15 protein-coding genes and 1 pseudogene are annotated in these 20324 nt (G+C 60.7%); 6 read left to right on the forward strand and 10 right to left on the reverse strand.

Annotated features, from left to right (window positions below; genetic code table 11):
- Positions 1-185: 185 nt before the first annotated feature.
- Entirely contained in the window at positions 186-1862 is a 1677-nt protein-coding gene (locus AC3ISG_RS06175) for an NAD-dependent malic enzyme (protein WP_489298744.1), read from the forward strand.
- 62 nt (positions 1863-1924) lie between these two features.
- On the opposite strand, the gene AC3ISG_RS06180 is transcribed toward AC3ISG_RS06175, so the two are convergent.
- The 3 genes from AC3ISG_RS06180 to AC3ISG_RS06190 form a co-directional block, all read right to left on the reverse strand.
- Positions 1925-2689: a 2-keto-4-pentenoate hydratase gene (locus AC3ISG_RS06180; protein ID WP_489298745.1), complete on the reverse strand. Its 765-nt coding sequence runs from the start codon at positions 2687-2689 to the stop codon at positions 1925-1927.
- A 64-nt stretch (positions 2690-2753) separates the two neighbouring features.
- Positions 2754-4052 (reverse strand): MFS transporter, encoded by a 1299-nt coding sequence (locus tag AC3ISG_RS06185; protein ID WP_489298746.1) that lies wholly within the window; start codon positions 4050-4052, stop codon positions 2754-2756.
- A 101-nt stretch (positions 4053-4153) separates the two neighbouring features.
- Positions 4154-5365 carry an aminotransferase class V-fold PLP-dependent enzyme gene (locus AC3ISG_RS06190; RefSeq protein ID WP_122622270.1) on the reverse strand — a complete coding sequence of 404 codons (1212 nt, stop codon included), beginning with the start codon at positions 5363-5365 and terminating at the stop codon, positions 4154-4156.
- Positions 5366-5526: 161 nt separating this feature from the next.
- Here AC3ISG_RS06190 and AC3ISG_RS06195 point away from each other — a divergent pair, with 161 nt between their 5' ends.
- Both AC3ISG_RS06195 and AC3ISG_RS06200 read left to right on the forward strand, forming a co-directional pair.
- Positions 5527-6264: a GntR family transcriptional regulator gene (locus AC3ISG_RS06195; RefSeq protein ID WP_489298747.1), complete on the forward strand. Its 738-nt coding sequence runs from the start codon at positions 5527-5529 to the stop codon at positions 6262-6264.
- A 25-nt stretch (positions 6265-6289) separates the two neighbouring features.
- On the forward strand, positions 6290-7543 hold the full coding sequence (locus AC3ISG_RS06200) for a glycine hydroxymethyltransferase (RefSeq protein ID WP_489298748.1): 1254 nt from the start codon (positions 6290-6292) through the stop codon (positions 7541-7543).
- A 466-nt stretch (positions 7544-8009) separates the two neighbouring features.
- Here AC3ISG_RS06200 and AC3ISG_RS06205 read toward each other — a convergent pair whose 3' ends face one another.
- The 7 genes and pseudogenes from AC3ISG_RS06205 to AC3ISG_RS06235 form a co-directional block, all read right to left on the reverse strand.
- Complete coding sequence (locus tag AC3ISG_RS06205) at positions 8010-9152, reverse strand: restriction endonuclease (RefSeq protein WP_489298749.1); 1143 nt, start codon at positions 9150-9152, stop codon at positions 8010-8012.
- A 53-nt stretch (positions 9153-9205) separates the two neighbouring features.
- Complete coding sequence (locus tag AC3ISG_RS06210; RefSeq protein ID WP_489298750.1) at positions 9206-9925, reverse strand: HNH endonuclease; 720 nt, start codon at positions 9923-9925, stop codon at positions 9206-9208.
- Between the two features lie 150 nt (positions 9926-10075).
- Positions 10076-10609: pseudogene (locus AC3ISG_RS06215) on the reverse strand (REP-associated tyrosine transposase).
- Between the two features lie 269 nt (positions 10610-10878).
- Entirely contained in the window at positions 10879-12126 is a 1248-nt protein-coding gene (locus AC3ISG_RS06220; protein ID WP_037012114.1) for a ribonucleotide-diphosphate reductase subunit beta, read from the reverse strand.
- A 637-nt stretch (positions 12127-12763) separates the two neighbouring features.
- Positions 12764-13372, reverse strand: a complete 609-nt coding sequence (locus tag AC3ISG_RS06225; RefSeq protein WP_489298751.1) for a putative adenosine monophosphate-protein transferase Fic — start codon at positions 13370-13372, stop codon at positions 12764-12766.
- Entirely contained in the window at positions 13372-13542 is a 171-nt protein-coding gene (locus AC3ISG_RS06230) for a YhfG family protein (RefSeq protein ID WP_122535490.1), read from the reverse strand. Before AC3ISG_RS06230 ends, AC3ISG_RS06225 begins: the two co-directional genes overlap by 1 nt.
- A 112-nt stretch (positions 13543-13654) precedes the next feature.
- Positions 13655-16570, reverse strand: a complete 2916-nt coding sequence (locus tag AC3ISG_RS06235; protein WP_489298752.1) for a ribonucleoside-diphosphate reductase subunit alpha — start codon at positions 16568-16570, stop codon at positions 13655-13657.
- 629 nt (positions 16571-17199) lie between these two features.
- Here AC3ISG_RS06235 and AC3ISG_RS06240 point away from each other — a divergent pair.
- The 3 genes from AC3ISG_RS06240 to fhuF are packed head-to-tail and all read left to right on the forward strand — an operon-like array spanning position 17200 to position 20297.
- On the forward strand, positions 17200-17937 hold the full coding sequence (locus AC3ISG_RS06240; protein WP_205487005.1) for a response regulator: 738 nt from the start codon (positions 17200-17202) through the stop codon (positions 17935-17937).
- A 3-nt stretch (positions 17938-17940) separates the two neighbouring features.
- The gene (locus AC3ISG_RS06245; protein WP_489298753.1) at positions 17941-19581 is read left to right on the forward strand and encodes an ATP-binding protein; all 1641 of its coding nucleotides are present in this window, start codon (positions 17941-17943) and stop codon (positions 19579-19581) included.
- Positions 19539-20297 (forward strand): siderophore-iron reductase FhuF, encoded by a 759-nt coding sequence (fhuF, locus tag AC3ISG_RS06250; RefSeq protein ID WP_489298754.1) that lies wholly within the window; start codon positions 19539-19541, stop codon positions 20295-20297. The genes AC3ISG_RS06245 and fhuF overlap by 43 nt, the downstream gene beginning before the upstream one ends.
- Positions 20298-20324: the final 27 nt, after the last annotated feature.

Consider the following 20324-nt stretch of genomic DNA (forward strand, 5'->3'; position numbering starts at 1 on the left):
CCGGCTAAAGCCGGTCCCACAGGGTATGCGGCGTGAGCCAATTCCCTGGGTGTACGCGGTGTTTAGTAGGACCGGCTTCAGCCGGGAAAGCGTCCGTCCTGGCACCGCAGATTCCATCCGCGCATTGGCTTTCCAGGCCAAAGGTGTACATTGAATTCAAAATACAATAAGCACAGGAGACAGACATGACCCATGCCACTGATCGCACCTTGCAAGTCCCTTTCGCCGGGCCCACGTTGTTGGGCACGCCACTTCTCAACAAAGGCACGGCGTTCAGTCTCGATGAGCGTGAAGCCCTGGCCCTGCAGGGACTGCTTCCCGAACGCGTCGAAACCATCGAACAACAGGCGAGCCGCGCCTATCACCAGTACCAGGCCTGCGCGACCGATCTGGACAAACACATCCTCCTGCGCTCGATTCAGGACTCCAACGAAACACTGTTCTACCGCGTCGTCGACGACCATCTCGACGAGATGCTGCCGATCATCTACACCCCCACCGTCGGCAAGGTCTGCCAGGAATTTTCCCGCATCTACCGCAGCCATCGCGGCTTGTTTATCAGCATCGCCGACAAGGACCGCATCGACGAAATCCTCAACAACGTCACTAAAGACAACGTCAAAGTCATCGTCGTCAGTGATTGCGAGCGCATTCTCGGCCTCGGCGATCAGGGCGTCGGCGGCATGGGCATTCCCATCGGCAAGTTGTCGCTTTACACCGCATGCGGTGGCATCAGCCCGGCCTACACGCTGCCGGTGGTGCTCGATGTGGGCACCAACAACCCGGCGCTGCTGGCGGATCCGCTGTATTTCGGCCGTGGCCAGGAGCGTGTGCGCGGCGCCGAATATGATGCGTTCGTGCAGGCATTCGTCGAAGGCGTCCAGCGCCGCTGGCCGGAAGCCATTCTGCAGTTCGAGGACTTCGCGCTGACCAATGCAATGCCGTTGCTCGCGCGCTTTCGCGATCAACTCTGCTGCTTCAACGATGACATCCAAGGCACTGCGGCTGTCACCGTCGGCACCTTGCTGGCCGCCTGCAAGATGAAGGGCCAGCGCTTGTCCGATCAGACCGTCGCGTTCGTAGGCGCCGGGTCAGCGGGTTGTGGGATCGCCGAGCAGATCATCGCCGCCATGCAGCTCGAAGGCTTGTCCGAAGCCCAGGCGCGCAGCCAGGTGTTTCTGCTCAACAGCAAAGGGCTGCTGACCGACCGCCAGCCCGGCCTCTACGATTTCCAACAGCGCCTCGCCCACTCCAGCGACTCACTCAACGACTGGGATTTCAGCGCCCACTGGCCCTCGCTGCTGGAGGTGGTCAGCAACGCCAAACCCACGGTGCTGATTGGCGTGTCAGGGAAGGCAGGACTGTTCACCCAGCAGATTGTCGAGACCATGCACAGCCACTGTCCGCAGCCGATCATCATGCCGCTGTCCAACCCGACCTCGCAGATCGAAGCGCACCCCAAGGACATTCTGCAATGGACCGACGGGCAGGCGCTGGTGGCGACGGGCAGTCCGTTTCTGCCCATTGAGGTGCTGGGCAAAACCTTTCCCATCGCGCAGTGCAATAACTCCTACATCTTCCCCGGCGTTGGCCTCGGCGCTATCGCGAGTAAAGCCACCCGCGTCACCGACGGCATGCTGATGGCGTCGGCCCAGGCACTGGCTGAATGCGCAGCGGCAGGGCAGATGTTGCCGCCGTTGCGGGATGTTCAGTCTGTCAGCAAGCGCATCGCCTTTGCCGTCGGCATGGCGGCCCAGCACGACAGTGTGGCGCCACCGCAATCGGAAGAAGAATTGTCAGCGGCCATCGAGAAAGACTTCTGGCAGCCGGTTTACCGGTCCTACGTCCGCCGTCCTGATTAAACCCGAGGGACAAAAAGAACCCGCCAAACCGGCGGGTTTTTTTATGACACTGAAGTCCCGTGTCAGGACAGAGTGAGGGAGACCGGCGGCAACCCGTCGATCTGTCCCAGCACCTCAGCCATGCCTTGGGCGAAGTGCATGCCGGTGTAAGAGCCCGTGGTTATCACGAAGTCCGCGGGCAATGGCAGACCGTTGAGGGTGTGATCGTTGACCAGCCACGGCAACAACCGGCGCGGGTCGCCCGCAGGATTGGCGACTTTCGAAGGCACGATGCTCTCGCCATTTACCGTGAAGGCCAGCGTCGGCTCAACGAAGGAAAAAGACGCATCGTAAGGTACGAAATCACCCACCACTAATGCGCCATGGTTAAGCAGATCGGCCAGTTGCGTCATCGGCTCGATCTTCGGCCACGCCGCAAACCGGCTGGACACCACCTCGATGGACGCCGCCATTTCGCCGATGCCGGCCATGACCTCGTCGTCGCTGTACGCCTCGTCCCGCGGGCTAAAGGTGCGGTTGAAGCGGAAGGCGATTTCCAGCTCCAGACCCACCGGCGGGTAGACGCTACGGTCCAGCGTGCCGGTCGATGGAAACAGGCAGTCGCGGGGCAGGGGCGAGCCCTGAATAGGCCCGTCCGCAGACTTCGAACCGATCTTCCATCCGCCCGCTTCAACCCCACGCAAGCGCAGAATTTTCTGTTGCGTGAGGTAGGCCGCGTCGCGGTCAGGCGGGTTCAGCTCGAAATCCAGCTCGCCCAACAGGTCATGTTTGTTCTGGGCATCGACGATCAGCTGCGCCAGGCGCGAGGGTTGGGTGTCAGTGTCCAAAAAGGGTCCTCCATTCAGGTTGCTCGCGTGGGAACGCCGCCCGAAGGCGGCTTCCGTTGTCGCTTTACTTACTGATCACCGGCGCGGGTTCAACACTCGGGGCCAGCGGCGCAGCAGGTGTGCCGTATTCAAACTTGTTCTGCGGCTTCATGCGGAACGACAGCACGACGCCAATCGCCAGCAGAATAATGCTGACCAGAAATGGCAGCTGCCAGTTGCCAAACTTGTCGATCAACAGACCGGCGGCCACCGGGCTGACGATGGCAGCCATGGCCGATCCGGTGTTCATCATGCCGCTCGCGGTGCCGCAATGGTCCGGCGCGATGTCCATCGGAATCGCCCACATCGGGCCGATGGTCATCTCGGAGAAGAAAAACCCGATCGCCAGGCAGGCCAGGGAAATGTGCATGTCCTTGGTGAACATCAGCGGCACCAGCGACAACAGCGTCAGGCCCAGGCAAACGGCAACCATCAGGCTGCGCGCCTTGTTCAGATCCTTGGTGCGCGCATAAATACGGTCGCTGACGATACCGCCCAAGGTGTCGCCGACCACGCCACCGAAGAAAACGGTGGAAGCGAAAATCGCCGTGCCTTTCAAGTCCAGGCCCATGTTCATGAAGTACATCGGCACCCAGCTCAGCAGCAGCCACAGCGTCCAGCCATAGCAGAAGTAAACGATCGTGACCGGGGCCATGCGCTTGAACAGGCGACCCCACGGCAGCACGACGCTTGACTTCACTTTCGGCGGCGGCAGGGTGTCCAGTTCCTGTTTCGAGATGCGCGGGTGGTCTTTCGGGCGCTCGGTGAACACCACCATCCACAGGATGACCCAGACGAAGCTGGTGGCTGCGCAGACATAAAACGATTCGCGCCAGCCGTACGTGGCCATGACCGCGATCATCGCTGCCGGCGCCAATGCGTTGCCGAGGCGGGCGAAGGCGTGGGTGATGCCCTGGGCGAAGCCGCGTTTTTCCTTGGGGATCCAGCGAGACATTGCCGCTGTTGCTGCGGGGAAGGTTGCCCCCTCACCGAGGCCAAGGAGGATCCGCGCGACGATCAGCGAAACGAAGCCGCCCGCCAGCCCGGTCAGCACCGTGGCGCTGGCCCAGATCAGCCCGCACACCACCAGCGTTCGCTTGGCACCGAATCGGTCGCTGATCCAGCCGCCGATGATTTGAAAGATCAGGTAGGGGTACGCGAAGGCAGAGAAGACGATGCCGATCTCGGTCTTGGTCAGATTGAATTCTTTACCGAAACCGACCGCGGCGGTGCTGACATTGACGCGGTCCAGGTACGTAATGAAATACATGGCGCACAGCATGAACAGCACCACCGTGGTGGGGCGCAGACGTAAAAACTTCATGTGCTATCTCCAGTTTCTTATTGTGTTCGCTGACAACGCGATGATTCGGGATAGTGAGATGTGTCAAAAAAGCTGCGGGTGTGCCGCAGCCAGGTGTGGCGTTAGTCGCGTCGCAGCGGCACCGATTGCCCTCCCAGGTAATCCATGGCGGCCAGAACGCCGCTGGACTGCAGTTTTACGCCGGCCATCTGCAGGCCCATTTCGCAGCCGGTGAGGGTGGCCATCAGCATCAAGTCGTTGCAGTCGCCCAGGTGGCCAATCCGGAACATGCGGCCTTTCATCTTGCCCAGGCCGGTACCGAGGGACATGTCGAAGCGCTCGTAAATGGTCTTGCGCACCTGATCGGCATCGATGCCCTCGGGCGTCATCACGCCGGTGAGCACGGGGCTGTAAACGCTCGGGTCGGCGCACTGGATTTCCAGGCCCCAGGCGGTCACGGCGGTGCGGCAGGCCTTCGCCAGACGGTTGTGACGGATGAACACGTTGTCCAGGCCTTCGCCGAGGATCATGTCCAGCGCTTCGGACAATCCATACAACAAGTTGGTATTCGGCGTGTACGGCCAGTAACCGGTCTTGTTCATCTCGATGATCTCGTCCCACGCCCAGAAACTGCGGGGCAGACCGGCACTTTTGCTGGCCTCGATGGCTTTGGGCGACAAGGCGTTGAAGCTGATGCCGGGCGGCAGCATCAGGCCCTTCTGCGAGCCGGAAACGGTCACGTCCACGCCCCACTCGTCATGACGATAGTCGGCGGACGCCAAGCCGGAGATGGTGTCGACCAGCAGCAGGGCAGGGTGGCCCGCCGCATCAATGGCCTTGCGCACCGACGCGATGTCCGAGGTGACGCCAGTGCTGGTCTCGTTGTGCACGACGCAGACCGCCTTGATGCGATGCCCGCCGTCAGCGCGCAGGTGGTCTTCGATCATTTGCGCATCGACGCCACCGCGCCAGCCTTCAATGCCGGGGCGACCGATGAACTGCGGCTTGAGGCCGAGGCTCAGCGCCATCTTCTGCCACAACGTTGCGAAATGGCCGGTCTCGAACATCAACACTTCGTCGCCCGAACTCAGCGTATTGCACAGCGCCGCCTCCCAGGCACCGGTGCCCGACGCCGGATAAATCACCACCGGATGCACGGTCTTGAAGATCTGCTTGATGCCTTCCAGCACCTTGAGCCCCAGCTCGCCGAACTCCGGGCCACGGTGATCAATGGTGGGGTAACTCATCGCGCGAAGGATGCGGTCTGGCACCGGGCTGGGCCCTGGAATCTGAAGGAAGTGGCGACCGGCAGGGTGGAAATCGAGCTTTAGCATCGGTGACTCCTGATTTTTTATAATTTTGTATTTTGAATTCAAAATTAACCTAGCACAGGGTGATGCTGTGTCAAACGGCCTAATTACGCTAATCTTCCCGGCGAACTGGAGCATTTTCGAATAAGGACTCGATGCCAGAGCGGGTCCGATAAGGATTTTGTATGCAAAATTTTGACGAACTATCCGATCAACCGGGCCAGCAACCGGCCGCGCGACTGATTCCCAAGGTCGAACGCCAGCGCCTCCATGACATCGTCATCGATCACCTGCGCGGCTTTATCACCGAAGGCGTGCTTGCCCCGGGCACCAAGCTCAACGAGCGCGAGCTGTGCGAAACCCTCGGCATCTCCCGCACGCCGTTGCGCGAAGCGTTAAAGGTCTTGGCCGTGGAAGGGCTGATCGAAATCAACCCGAACCGTGGCGCCAGCGTCGCGCGCATGTCGGAGCTGGAGATCCGCGAAACCTTCGAACTGATGAGCGGCATCGAAGCCTTCGCCGGAGAGCTGGCCTGTGAGCGGATTACTGCTCAGGAAATCGAAGACATCAAGGCGCTGCACTACGCCATGGTGGTCAGCAAAAACCAGAACGACCTGCCGGGTTACTACCAGCGCAACCGCGCCATCCACGACCTGATCAACCTGGCCGCGCGCAACTCGGCGCTGCGGCAGGTCTACCTGTCGCTGAACCGGCGCATCCACGCATTACGCTTTCTGTCCAACCATCAGGCGCCGAAATGGGATCGCGCGCTGCACGACCACGAAGAAATGATCGAGGCCCTGCAAGCCCGGGACGGCAAGCGCTTGAGCAGCATCCTGCGCCACCACCTGCTGGAAAAACGCGATGCCCTGATGCTGCTGGTCAGGGATGAATCCGAGCACCCGGATTCCATTCGTCGTTGATGCGTCATTAAGGAAGCTGCCGACCATGCCCCGTGATCTCGATGCCTTGCTGGCCGCTTGTGCCGACCGATTGCCGCAACTGGAAACCCAGCGCCTGATGCTCTACGCCGGCGCCAACCTCCCCAGCGCCCGCGCCATCGCCGCCTACAACCCTGCGCTCAGCGCCTACCCGGCCATGGGCCCGACCGGTTACAAAGAACAGCCGGACACCGAACTGGTCAGCGAGCTCGAGACCTTCACCCGCCAGGCCGCCATGACCCTGTTCGGCGCGGCATGGGCGGAAGTCCGGTTGGCCAGCTGCACGCTGGCCAACCTGGCCATCTTCCACGCCTACTGCCGACCCGGCGACAAAGTGCTGGCACCTGCCGCCGAGCACGGTGGGCACCTGAGCCAGCGCCGAGGGGGCACCCCTGAATTAGCGGGTCTGGTGGTTGAAGACCTGCCGTTCGACCGCCGCAACTGCCAGCTGGACGCAGCGCGCGCGGCGGAGATGATCACCCGAACCCGCCCCAGGCTCGTCGTGCTCGGACGCAGCATCATGATCAAGGCCGACGACATCGCCCCGGTGGTCAGCGCAGCCCGCGCGGTCGGCGCCAAAACACTGTTCGACGCCTCCCACGTGCTCGGCCTGATCACCGGCTGCACGTACCCCAACCCGTTCAACGCCGGCGTCGACCTCATCACCAGCTCCACCTACAAAACCCTGCCCGGCCGGCCGCAAGGTTTGGTGCTCGGCCGCGACCCGGAAGACGCGATCGCTTTGCGCGAGGTGCTCGATACCCGGATGCTTGCTAACTACGACGCGGGCCGGCTGCCGTCCTTGGCGGTCACCCTCACAGAAGCCCAGGCCAGTGGCCGCGAATACGCCGCCAGCATTGTCAGCAACAGCGCGGCGCTGCATCGCGCGCTGGTCGATGTTGGGTTGCCTGTCATCGGGGCTAATGACGGGGAAACGCACACCCATCAATTGCTGCTGCCGCTGTCACTTGATGCTGATCCTCGCGCGGTGATGCACGCGTTGGAGGCGCAGGGGATTCTGATCGGGACGTGTGTTGATCCTTCCCGTGGGGGGTATCAGGCATTGCGGTTGGGGACGCAATTCATCACGCGGCAAGGGATGGACGCGCTGGATATGGTGGATGTGGCGCGACTGCTGGGTGATGTTTTGCACGTTGGGGCTTGCGGTCGGCTGCATGCTCGGCCGGTTGCTGATATGGCGCAGATGGCAGGGCGGATTCAGCAAATCCTGAGCAAAAAAAAGCCGCTGGGGAGCGGCTGAAGTTTGGAGCTTGGAGGCACCACGTCGGGAGCAACGACGCAGCGAACGACAGAAACAAAATGCTAAAAGCTGATCGGGCGTTTGACGTTCTCCGGCTTGGGTGTGGATTTCCATCGTTCCTGCGCTAGGCGGATTTGATGGGGTGAAGCCACTTTAGGAACGATGGGCGGCGGGGGCAAATGAAACCCGGGTAACTATTTGTTAGCGAAAATGTTATGTGCGGGGAGGGGGTGGGGCGGGAACTTTCAGGCCTTCGCGGCACGGCGCTCTGTATGAGGGCGGCCCGATAGTTCCTGCCAGGCACACATCCACTGTAGGAGCGCGCTTGCCCGCGAGAGTCGTGTCAGCACCTGATTCGTCACTGATACGCCGCCATCTCATGACGCCGCCAGAGTGTTTGCGCGGGGGGCTTGTTGGTGCGAAGCACGTCATGGGTTGGCTGACGTGCTCATCTGGTCTTGCGGCGTTACTTCACCGTCATCGGCGCGAAAATCGGCCGGATCCCGCGGCATTTCGGATAAGCCACACAACCCCAGAAATTCCCGCCAGCGTTGGCGCCGGTTCTTGCGACACGTATCACCATGGTTTTGCGGCAGTGCGGGCACAGAGGCGCTGGGGGTAGGGCAGCAGGTTCAGTCTCGGCTTCACGTGTGACGGGTGGCGTCGCGGTTGGAGCGGGCGCTTGAACGGGAATTGGAGCTGGAGCGGGACTTGGCGTAACCACCACCTCCGGCTCAACGATGGCTGGCTCGACACGCTCGGGCACCACCTCGACGCTCGGCTTTGGACCAGGCTTCTTCGCCTCGGCGATCCACTGCTTCAGCACTGTGCCGTCGACCAGTTGCACGTTGCGCCCCGCGGCAAAATCCCTCGCCGGTTTAGTGAACGTCCCACTGGTGACTACGAAACCACCGACAGCGCCCTCAGCTGCCATCGCGCCATACAACTCCCGCACCACCGGCACACCGACCTGCACCGAACGCCATTGCTTGCACTGCACCACGTACGTCTCGCCGTCCTTGCGCGCGATCAGATCGATCCCGCCGTCCGGGCCGTTTTGGCCTGTTTCTCGTACTGAGTAGCCGCGACGACGCAAGGCTTCGCCCACCAGTAATTCGAACTCGTGCCAGGTGATGCTCAGCAGAGGGTTGCCTTTGGTGGTGGCCGCCGATTCAAGGAGGTTACGGCGTTTTCGGCGGCCGATGATTGAGGCGATGGCACCGGCGGTGAAGATGAATGGCAGCAGATACTGGCCGATCATTGCCCCGGTGTGCGCCACGGTGCTGAAGACCACTGACTGCAAATGTTGAGGATCGGAGTAGACGGGCATCGGCGCGGTCGCTACCGAGTGCAAGTAAACGCCTGAGCTGATCGCGATCAGTGCGCTGAGCCACCAGGGTAGTTTGCTGGCGATCTGAAACAGGTCTTCGAAGAGGGAGGTTTTCTTGGCCATGTCCTTGGTCTTTTCTTTAGTCCGTTGAAGTGGAGATTTCGTGAGCGCTGCACGATCTGTAGGGGTGAGCTTGCTCGCGATGCGGTGAGGCGGATATCGATATATCGGCTGGCTGCGCCGCTGCGATAGGCCTACCTTTTTGTCGCTCGCTCGCATGAAGTCCGGGTGAAGTTTGGTCGATTCAGTTCGAAAACAGTGGGGTCACCCGCCTAATCTTCTCGCGTCAATCTGAGCACCTTCTCATACAACGACGCGGTGAACGTCTCCCTGTCGGTTGAATGATGGCAGCGGCGATGACAATTTGGGCAGAGTGCGACTGCGTTGCTAATCCGATCCGAACCTTGATCAGCCAGATGCTTCACATGATGAACTTCAAGGAATGGGACCCCGTTCATAAGAAACGGAGCTGACTCGCCACATCCTTCACAGATGCCTTGGGCCTGCTGACGTACCCACGCTCTTACCGCCGGATCGCGAACAAACATCGCTCTAGACGAGGCTGATTGTTGGGGCTTCGCAATACCTTCCGGAGGATTCTTAATCGTGCGCTTTTCAAGCTGAGTCGCTCGCCGTTCAAGCGTCGCGTCATCAGCGGTAGGCTCGAGGTCTTCAGGATTAGGCCTGTTGTCCCACTCGGTAAGCCTCTCGCGAATGATCTTTTCGACATTAGCGCCAGCGTGACCTGCGGGCTTGTAGCCAACGATGCTGGGACGGCCCATCTGACTCAAAACCGCTGAGATGTTTTGCATTCTGTACTCGACGGCGCTGGCATTGCGTCCCGCCAGCGGCCCTGCGCGTAGGGTGCGGTTCTCATGGGCTTTGTTGATTTTCTGGCCACTCTGCTCGCGTTCTAGCATGTCAAGATACGCATCGACTGACGCTTGAATCTCGGCATCAGTCCATCTGAGACTGCCGTTCTTAATTTCCATGCGACCGCCGAAGGCTCTAAACCCTCGAACGATACTGAATAGCCATTATCTACGTCTAGGAAATTTCCTACAAAAGACAGCTGCTTTTCCTGCGCTAGCGATCGTTCCCACGCTCTGCGTGGTAATGCAGCCCAGGACGCTCCGCGTCCTTCAGCACCAGCGCTGCACCTCGATCAGCCCCGACTCACCGTGATAATCCCGCGCACTCGAATATCTCCATTGCTCCCCGAAGTCCACATACCCCCGCTTTACCGGGTTCTGGTGTATGTAGTCGAGCTTCTGCTGCATGACACTCTCGCTGGAGACCATCTCCGCGTGCACGCCTTCCTGCCAGACCTGATAGACGCGGTCGACCTTATGCGCGCGCTTAGCGAATCGAAGGCGTTGGAGGGTGCTCTCAGCATGGGCGAGTTGAAGGTAGTCGATGATGTTTCGCGCCGTGTAAGACTTGAAGCCAGCTACGGATTTTGCGAGGTCTGGTGATTGGGCAAGCTAGTGAAGGTGATTTTCTAAAACGACATATCCATAGAGCTGCAGACCTTGATTCGCTTGTTGAAAGCGCCACGTGTTAAGCACGATATCGACCAAGGCCGGGCGGGTGAAGAGCGGCAGCCATTCAACGATGGTGCAGGTCAGGAAATGGGGTTTGTCGATTTCCGTAATCGTGTAGCGGCTTCGGCCCATGGATTCGTCCTTTAATCTGAGATGAGGGCGGAGCGTCGGAGGCTAATGGAAGCGGGCGGTTGGTAGAACCGGGTTGGTGTTGCTGGGTGCTTCAGATTGGTTAGTTAGCTCCAGCGCGATGGACGCGGAGCGTCGAGGGCTGCATTCCCACGCGGAGCGTGGGAACGATCAGGTAGGAATTCTCGAGTGCCTGCTCGGCGTTCAGCAAATAAAAAGGGCCGCCATTTCTGGCAGCCCTTTCGTGTGCAGCTTACTGAGTCGGGATCAAATCAATCCCAGCTAAGCGCCCCACCAGTCTGATACTCAATAACCCGCGTCTCAAAGAAGTTCTTCTCTTTCTTCAAGTCCATGATCTCGCTCATCCATGGGAACGGGTTAGTGGTCCCTGGATACTCTTCCTTTAGACCAATCTGGCTCAAACGACGGTTCGCGATGAACTTGAGGTAGTCCTCCATCATCGCTGCGTTCATGCCCAGTACGCCGCGGGGCATGGTGTCGCGGGCGTATTCGATTTCCAGTTGTGTCCCTTGCAGGATCATCTGGGTTGCTTCTTCTTTCATTTCGGCATCCCACAGGTGTGGGTTTTCGATTTTGATCTGGTTGATCACGTCGATGCCGAAGTTCAGGTGCATGGACTCGTCACGCAGGATGTACTGGAACTGCTCTGCGACGCCGGTCATCTTGTTGCGGCGACCCATGGAGAGGATCTGGGTGAAGCCGCAGTAGAAGAAGATGCCTTCCAGAACGCAGTAGTAGGCGATCAGGTTGCGCAGCAGTTCTTTGTCGGTTTCGACGGTGCCGGTTTCGAACTTCGGATCGGAGATCGAACGGGTGTACTTGAGGCCCCAGGCTGCCTTTTTGGCGACCGACGGGATCTCGTGGTACATGTTGAAGATTTCGCCTTCGTCCATGCCCAGCGATTCGATGCAGTACTGGTAGGCGTGGGTGTGGATCGCTTCCTCGAAGGCCTGGCGCAGGATGTACTGGCGGCATTCAGGGTTGGTAATGAGGCGATACACGGCCAGCACGAGGTTGTTGGCAACCAGGGAGTCGGCGGTGGAGAAGAAGCCCAGGTTGCGCAGGACGATGCGGCGCTCGTCGTCGGTCAGGCCTTCCGGGTCTTTCCAGAGGGCGATGTCCGTGGTCATGTTGACCTCTTGCGGCATCCAGTGGTTGGCGCAGCCGTCGAGGTATTTCTGCCAGGCCCAGTCGTACTTGAAAGGCACGAGCTGGTTGAGGTCGGCGCGGCAGTTGATCATGCGTTTTTCGTCGACCGCGACGCGGGCGGCGGAGCCTTCGAGTTCGGCAAGACCTTCAGCGACGTCCAGTTTGTCCAGCGCAGCTTTGGCGCGGGCAATGGCGTCGGAGTCGTTTGCGCTGACGGCGCGGGCTTCAAGCGCAGCAGCACCACCGGCGCTGTCGAGTTTGTCCATCGCGGCTTCGGAAGCATGGCCGGCGTTGGCGCCTTTGGCGGGTTCAGCGGCGTCTTCTTTGTCGAATTCGTCCCAGCTCAGCATGGTGAGGAGGCTCCTGCTAGAGGACCGTTTTTACGCGGCCTGTGGATTTGAGTAATTGGTTTGCTGCTGTTGTGACACGGGTCACGCCATACAGCGGTCGAGAGAGGCTCTCTGAAAATCTAGGTATTCGGTGTTCCGGTTGACGTTGTCAGGCGCTAGGCCTGTCACCCGGGAGAGGAGCAAAACGCTGACGCGGCAAACGCACGGTGACCATAGAAATCCGGTCGGCTTTGGGTGCGCAGGTGGTCATGGCGTTGTCCTTGATTGGGGGGCGCGAGTATACGGAAATTTGCTCCGTACGTCTTTGCTGCGACCCTTTTGTCTGTCATTTCAGCGACTGCTCGGATTGGCGAATCAGTGCTGGATTGTTCTTGACCTGTCAACGATTCGATGCTTCTGAATCGCCTATCTAGTGGTCTGTGGCGTAAGAATACACACGATATGGTATTGGAGGGAATGAGTATTTCGACATGTGAGCGCGTTCGTGACGCAGGTCAGTGTGCGACAAACGACCTCAACCTTGGAGAGCCCCGTGATACGTGAGCTTCGGCCGAAGACCCTCCGATAAGGCGCTCAATGGAGTCATCGCCGACCTGACAAATGGTGTCGGCATCTGCGCTCCGAAGACGGGGGATGCTTATTCAGGCGAAGCGCCAATCGCCCCCCCAACACACCGCTCAAACACCCGCACCAACCCCTCATAATCACACCCCACCGCCTCCACATTCGCCCGTATCCATTCCTCCGCCTCCACCGGCCACCAGCTGATCTCAAACCCCGCATTCACGATGAGGTGTTCAAACAGAATCCGTTGCGCCCGCCCATTCCCTTCTCGAAACGGATGAACCACGTTCAAATCCCCAAACAGCTCCGCGCTCGCCGCAATCAAAGCTCCACGATCCAGCTCCTGAAACCAGTTCGCGTCGGCCAGCACCTTGAACAGCTTGTTGGCCTCGGGCTCGATGCGGTGGGTCACGCAGAAGTGGGTCTGGTCTTTGGAGATGTCGACGGTGCGCAGTTCGCCCGCCCAGTCATAGAGATCGGCGAACAGCTGGCGATGGATGGCTTGCAGGTAGCGCAGGTCGTAAGGAGGAGGGGAGAAGTCAATGGCTTCGGCGGCGACTTCGGAAAGGTCGCGCTCGGCTTGCGCCAGGGTTTCTGCGTCGGTGAGGTCGAGGCGGTTGCGCAGCACGGTGCTGCCGGGCGGACAGTAGGGGTCCTGTCCGACGCCGTATTTGTCGACCATCAGGCCTGTTTTTTGCGGTAGCTGGTGAGCAGCTCTTCCCGTGAGGGCAGGCGGCGTTCGGAGTCGGCGGGCGAGCTCTCGTAACCTTCCAGACGCAGGCTGGCGGCGTAGTTGGAGCGGCGCGTTTTGGCGCAGTAGGCTTTTTTGGACTCTAGCGAGGCAGCTGGCATGGGCATTTTCCTGGCTGGGAATGAGGGGAGTGTAACGCAAGAAGGCCCCGCGCCCTAGGGGACGCGGAGCCTTCAATCAGGGCGTCACCCGAAGGTGACGCTTAACGCGGTGTTACTGGCAGGCTTCGCAATCCGGCTCGTCGATCGCGCAGGCTTTTGGCACTGGCGCTGGACCGGCCGGCGCGGCTTCGGCTGGACGCGGGGCGGTGATCGCCGAGTCGTCCGGGCCGTGGCCACCGCTGGAAACGGCGTTCAGCTTGCCGGTGTTGATGGTCGACTTCTCGGTGCTGGTCGCGGCCAGGGCACGGAGGTAGTAAGTGGTTTTCAGACCACGGTACCAGGCCATGCGGTAGGTCACGTCCAGCTTCTTGCCCGAGGCGCCGGCGATGTACAGGTTCAGCGACTGGGCCTGGTCGATCCACTTCTGACGACGGCTGGCCGCGTCAACGATCCACTTGGTGTCCACTTCGAAGGCGGTCGCGTACAGGTCTTTCAACTCCTGCGGGATGCGCTCGATCTGCTGCACCGAACCGTCGTAGTACTTCAGGTCGTTGATCATGACCGAGTCCCACAGGTCGCGGGCTTTCAGGTCGCGGACCAGGTACGGGTTGATCACGGTGAATTCGCCCGACAGGTTCGATTTCACGTACAGATTCTGGTAAGTCGGTTCGATCGACTGCGACACGCCAGTGATGTTGGCGATGGTCGCGGTCGGTGCGATGGCCATGATGTTCGAGTTACGAATACCTTTCTGAACGCGAGCACGAACTGGCGCCCAGTCCAGGCTTTCGTTCAGGTCGACGTCGATGTACTTCTGGCCACGTTGCTCGATCAGGATCTGTTGCGAATCCAGCGGCAGGATGCCTTTGGACCACAGCGAACCCTGGAACGTCTCGTAGGCACCGCGCTCGTCCGCCAGATCGCAGGAAGCCTGGATCGCGTAGTAGCTGACGGCTTCCATCGAGCGGTCGGCGAATTCGACGGCAGCGTCGGAACCGTAAGGAATGTGCTGCAGGTACAGCGCGTCCTGGAAGCCCATGATGCCCAGACCGACCGGACGGTGACGGAAGTTGGAGTTCTTCGCTTGCGGCACCGAGTAGTAGTTGATGTCGATCACGTTATCGAGCATGCGCACGGCCACGTCGATGGTGCGCTTGAGCTTGTCGGTGTCCAGCTTGCCGTCGACGATGTGGTTCGGCAGGTTGATCGAGCCCAGGTTGCAGACCGCGATCTCGTCCTTGTTGGTGTTCAGGGTGATCTCGGTGCACAGGTTCGAGCTGTGAACCACGCCGACGTGCTGCTGCGGCGAACGCAGGTTGCACGGGTCCTTGAACGTCAGCCATGGATGGCCGGTTTCGAAGAGCATGGACAGCATTTTGCGCCACAGGTCTTTGGCCTGAATGGTCTTGAACAGCTTGACCTTGCCCGGGTACTCGGTCAGCGCTTCGTAGTACTCGTAGCGCTCTTCAAAGGCTTTACCGGTCAGGTCGTGCAGATCAGGCACTTCGGACGGCGAGAACAGGGTCCATTTACCGTCGTCGAAGACACGCTTCATGAACAGGTCAGGGATCCAGTTGGCGGTGTTCATGTCGTGGGTACGACGACGATCATCACCGGTGTTCTTGCGCAGCTCGATGAACTCTTCAATGTCCATGTGCCAGGTTTCCAGGTACGCACAGACAGCGCCTTTGCGCTTGCCGCCCTGGTTCACTGCTACAGCGGTGTCGTTGACCACTTTGAGGAACGGCACGACGCCCTGGGATTTGCCGTTGGTGCCCTTGATGTAAGAGCCCAGCGCGCGAACCGGGGTCCAGTCGTTGCCCAGACCGCCTGCGAATTTGGACAGCATGGCGTTGTCGTGGATGGCGTGGTAAATGCCCGACAGGTCATCCGGAACGGTGGTCAGGTAGCAGCTCGACAGCTGTGGACGCAGGGTACCGGCGTTGAACAGTGTCGGGGTCGAGGCCATGTAGTCGAAGGACGACAACAGGTTGTAGAACTCGATGGCACGGTCTTCGCGGGCTTTCTCTTCGATCGCCAGGCCCATGGCCACACGCATGAAGAAGATCTGCGGCAGTTCGAAACGGATACCGTCCTTGTGGATGAAGTAACGGTCGTACAGGGTTTGCAGGCCCAGGTAGGTGAACTGCTGGTCGCGCTCGTGGTTGATCGCCTTGCCCAGTTTTTCCAGGTCAAATTCGGCCAGCACAGGGTTCAGCAGTTCGAACTGGATGCCTTTCTCGATGTAAGCCGGCAGTGCCTTGGCGTACAGGTCGACCATTTCGTGGTGGGTGGCGCTTTCGGCGACACCGAGGAAACCCAGGCCTTCGGCACGCAGGGTGTCCATCAGCAGGCGGGCGGTGACGAACGAGTAGTTCGGCTCACGCTCAACCAGAGTACGCGCGGTCATGACCAGTGCGGTGTTGACGTCGGTCAGCGCAACGCCGTCGTACAGGTTCTTCAGGGTTTCGGTCTGGATCAGGTCGGCATCGACCTCGGCCAGGCCTTCGCACGCTTCGGTAACGATGGTGTTCAGGCGGCCCATGTCCAGCGGCGCGAGGCTGCCGTCTTTGGCGGTGATGCGAATCGACGGGTGCGCCTGCACAGGAGTTTCGCCAGCGGTGCGACCGGCACGCTCCTTGGAGCGCTCGTTGCGGTAGATCACGTAGTCGCGGGCAACTTTCTGCTCGCCGGCGCGCATCAGCGCCAGTTCGACCTGATCCTGGATTTCTTCGATGTGGATGGTGCCGCCCGACGGCATGCGGCGCTTGAAGGTCGCGGAGACCTGTTCGGTCAGGCGCGCAACGGTGTCGTGGATACGCGACGATGCGGCAGCAGTGCCGCCTTCAACTGCGAGAAAGGCCTTGGTGATGGCGACGGTGATCTTGTCATCGGTGTACGCAACGACGGTGCCGTTACGCTTGATCACACGCAGCTGACCCGGCGCGGTGGCGGACAGGTCCTGCTGGGTCGCACCTGTCTGCGGCGCGGTGGCCTGCGGATTCTCGCGAGTTGTGTCGGTTTGCATGGGTGTCTCCACGTTCTTTAAGTTTGTTTGGGCGCAAAATGCACGCCCACCGTTTCGTCTTGCGGCAGTGGACTGACAAATGTCAGGCCATGACTTCAGGACGAATGGGAAGGTGGATTACCCTCCCTGGCGTTGAAGTCGAAAAGGGTGCCGGACTTGAGCCCGTCACCCGAAAAACTGTTGCAGAATGCGCATCTGATGTTGCAACTCGTATGCCGCTGCGCGCAGATCCCAAGGCTGGGTGGTCTGCCGTTCGCGCTGGCGGGGTAGAGCGGTAGATTCGGGGGTTATTCAGCCCTTCGTACACACGTAATGCGCGAGAAAAAAACCTTGAAATCGCGCACCGACTTGTGTTTGAGATTTAGGCGAAAACCCCACATGTAGGGTCTCCGCCGTCGAAGGGCTACAAGATATGCGTTTCGGACACTTACTGCAACGCATGAGCTGTGGATAAAGCTGTGTGTAATTTGTGTGTGAAACAGGGAAATCCCGTGTAGGCCGCATGGCGTCTGGGATGAGCGCTTTGTCGGCGGCCAAAATCATTTTTTCGGGAATTTTGCGGGCGTGAAGGCCATCGCAAAAGCCCGTTGGGCAAGCACTTTTAATAAGAAAAAACAAGGAGCCTCACCGTGCAGCCACAACCCTGGCAGGTGCTGATCGTCGAGGATGACCAGCGGCTGGCCGAACTCACCCGCGACTACCTCGAAAACAACGGCCTGCGCGTGAGCCTGGAAGGGGACGGCGCGCGGGCGGCCCGGCGCATCATCGACGAGCAGCCGGATCTGGTGATCCTCGACCTCATGCTCCCCGGCGAAGACGGCCTGAGCATCTGTCGCAAGGTGCGCAGCCACTATGACGGCCCGATACTGATGCTCACTGCACGCACCGATGACAGCGACCAGATTCAGGGCCTGGACATGGGCGCCGACGATTACGTCGGCAAACCGGTGCATCCCCGGGTGCTGCTCGCGCGCATCCATGCGTTATTACGGCGCAGCGAAACCGTCGACAGCCCGGTCCAGCAACAGCACCGTCTGGAATTCGGCGCGCTGGTGGTGGACAACACCTTGCGTGAAGCCTGGCTCAACGACCAGAGCGTCGAGCTGACCAGCGCCGAATTCGACCTGTTGTGGCTGTTGGTCGCCAACGCCGGGCGCATTCTCTCTCGCGAAGAAATCTTTACGGCCCTGCGCGGCGTTGGCTATGACGGCCAGGACCGCTCCATCGACGTGCGCATCTCGAAAATCCGCCCGCGCATCGGTGACGACCCCGACCACCCGCGCCTGATCAAGACCGTGCGCAACAAGGGTTACCTGTTTGTGCCCCACGCCGCCGCGCAACTGCCTTCCCTCAAGCGCGGCGGCTGACCGATGCATTCCATCTTCCTGCGAATTTATGGCGGCATGCTCGGCGTTCTGGTGCTGGTGGCGTTGCTGGGCGTGCTGACCCTGCATCTGGTCAACGCCGTGCGCGCCGATCAGTACCGCGAACAACTGGCCCACGGCACTTTCACGCTGATGGCCGACAATCTGCGCGGCATGAATGACATTGAACGCACCCGCGCCCTCGCCGTGTGGGAACGCTTGCTGGGCATTCCGCTGACGCTGGAAACCGCCGAGCACGCGCATCTGGATGGCAGCGCCCGCAGCCGGTTGAGTCGCGGGCAAGTAGTGGTCGAGCAGACCGGCCCCCATGCCGCGCGGGTGTTTCGGGAGGTCGAGCCGGCGCTGTCGGGCAATCCGTCCAGCGGCTTGCTGCTGACCGGCGAGGTGCGGCAGATCAGCGAGCAGTTGGCTCGCGCGACGATCTTTCTGCTGCTCGACGAGCTGGTGCGTCTGCCGGTCGATGAGCAGCCGGCGCGGCTGGAAGCCTTGCACCATACCAAGGGGTTCGGCTTCGACATGCAGCTGATCCGGCTGGAAAAACTGGATGTCGATGACGACCAGCGTCGGCGCATCGACGAGGGCGACACGGTGATGGCGCTGGGCAAGGGCGGCGATTCGATCCGCGTGCTGTCCGGCGTCGGCGAAACCCCGTGGGTGCTGGAGATCGGCCCGCTGTTTCAGATGAACCCCTATCCGCCGGAGCTGCTGATCCTCATCACCTTTCTCGGTCTGTGCCTGATCGGCCTTGTCGTGTACCTGCTGGTGCGTCGGCTTGAGCACCGGTTGCGCGGCCTGGAAGCGGCGGCCACGCAGATCGCCCAGGGCAGCCTGGAAACCCGCGTGCCCGCAGCCGGCGCGGACTCGGTCGGGCGGCTGGCGTCGGCGTTCAACGGCATGGCCGAGCACCTGCAGCGCTCGCTGATGATCCAGCGCGAATTGGTCCGCGCGGTGTCCCACGAGCTGCGCACGCCGGTGGCGCGGTTGCGTTTCGGGCTGGAGATGATCAACGACGCCACGACCCCGGAAGCGCGGCATAAATACATGGTCGGCATGGACAGCGATATCCAGGACCTCGACAAGCTGGTCGACGAGATGCTCACCTACGCGCGCCTGGAGCAAGGCGCGCCGACCCTGAGTTTCCAGCGCATCGACCTCGACGCCCTGATCGATCAGGTGATTGCCGAACTGGCGCCGCTGCGGCCGCACATCAGCGTCAGGCGCGGAGAATGCGTTGATGCGCTGCATCCTATTGGTTCCGACGAGACGCATTGGGTTGAGGCCGAACCGCGGTACTTGCACCGTGCGCTGCAGAATCTGGTGAGCAACGCCATGCGCCACGCCGAGTCGGAAGTGCGCATTGGCTATCAGTTGAGTGAAGAGCGCTGTCGCATCGACGTCGACGATGACGGCCCCGGCGTGCCGGAAAGTGCCTGGGAGCGGATCTTCACGCCGTTCATGCGCCTGGACGACAGCCGCACCCGGGCGTCGGGCGGCCACGGGCTGGGGTTGTCGATCGTGCGCCGCATCATCCACTGGCATGGCGGGCGTGCGCTGATCGGGCGCAGTCAAACCCTGGGCGGCGCGTGCTTCAGCCTGGCCTGGCCCCGCCAGCAGGGGGAGGCGTGATGTTTGACGGTGCCTTGGCCGGGTTTGCCCGCACGGTGGTGGTTGATCAAAAGCGGCCTGTGTCGCCATTGACCGAGCTGTTGCGGGATGAGGGTCTGGATCGCCTGCTGCTGAAGGTGTATGGGCCGGAACTGATGAAGGACCAGTTGCCGGTACTGGTCTCGCAATGGATGAAGTACTACGCCATGCAGCTGATTCCGCCGGTGGTGGTGGCGAGTCTGGCCCATGGCGCGGGGTGGCCGCTGGAGCTGGACCGCCTGAGTTTCGCCCTGCACGAACGGGGCTATCTGGATGGGGTGCGGTTTCACGGGGACGTTATGGAGGTGTCGGTTTCGGATAATCCGTTCGAGCGGTTTGCGCCGCTGTTGGGGAATCTTCAAGAGGTGATCGACCGCTTGAGTGCCTACGGTGATGTGCCGGCGGCCGTGCTGTGGGGCACCGCCGGGGATTATCTGGAAACCTGCTTGCGGCAGCTGTCCGCGTCGGGCGACGTTTCTTTTAGTGCTGGGTATGGCTTGTTGCGTGAACGGCTGAGGCCGGATGGGCGGCGCAATCCGCTGTTCAATGCCGTTAGCTATATAGAGCAGGACGGGCAGACGGTTCGGCAGCGGCGCACGTGCTGCCTAAGTTATCGGGTGGAGTGGGTGGGGCGGTGTGAGCATTGCCCGTTGGGTATGGCGGCCAGAAAATCAGTGGATCAACGGGCCCCTTCGTGAGCAAGCTCACTCCCACAATGTACTCCG

Source organism: Pseudomonas sp. GL_135 (assembly GCF_057834665.1).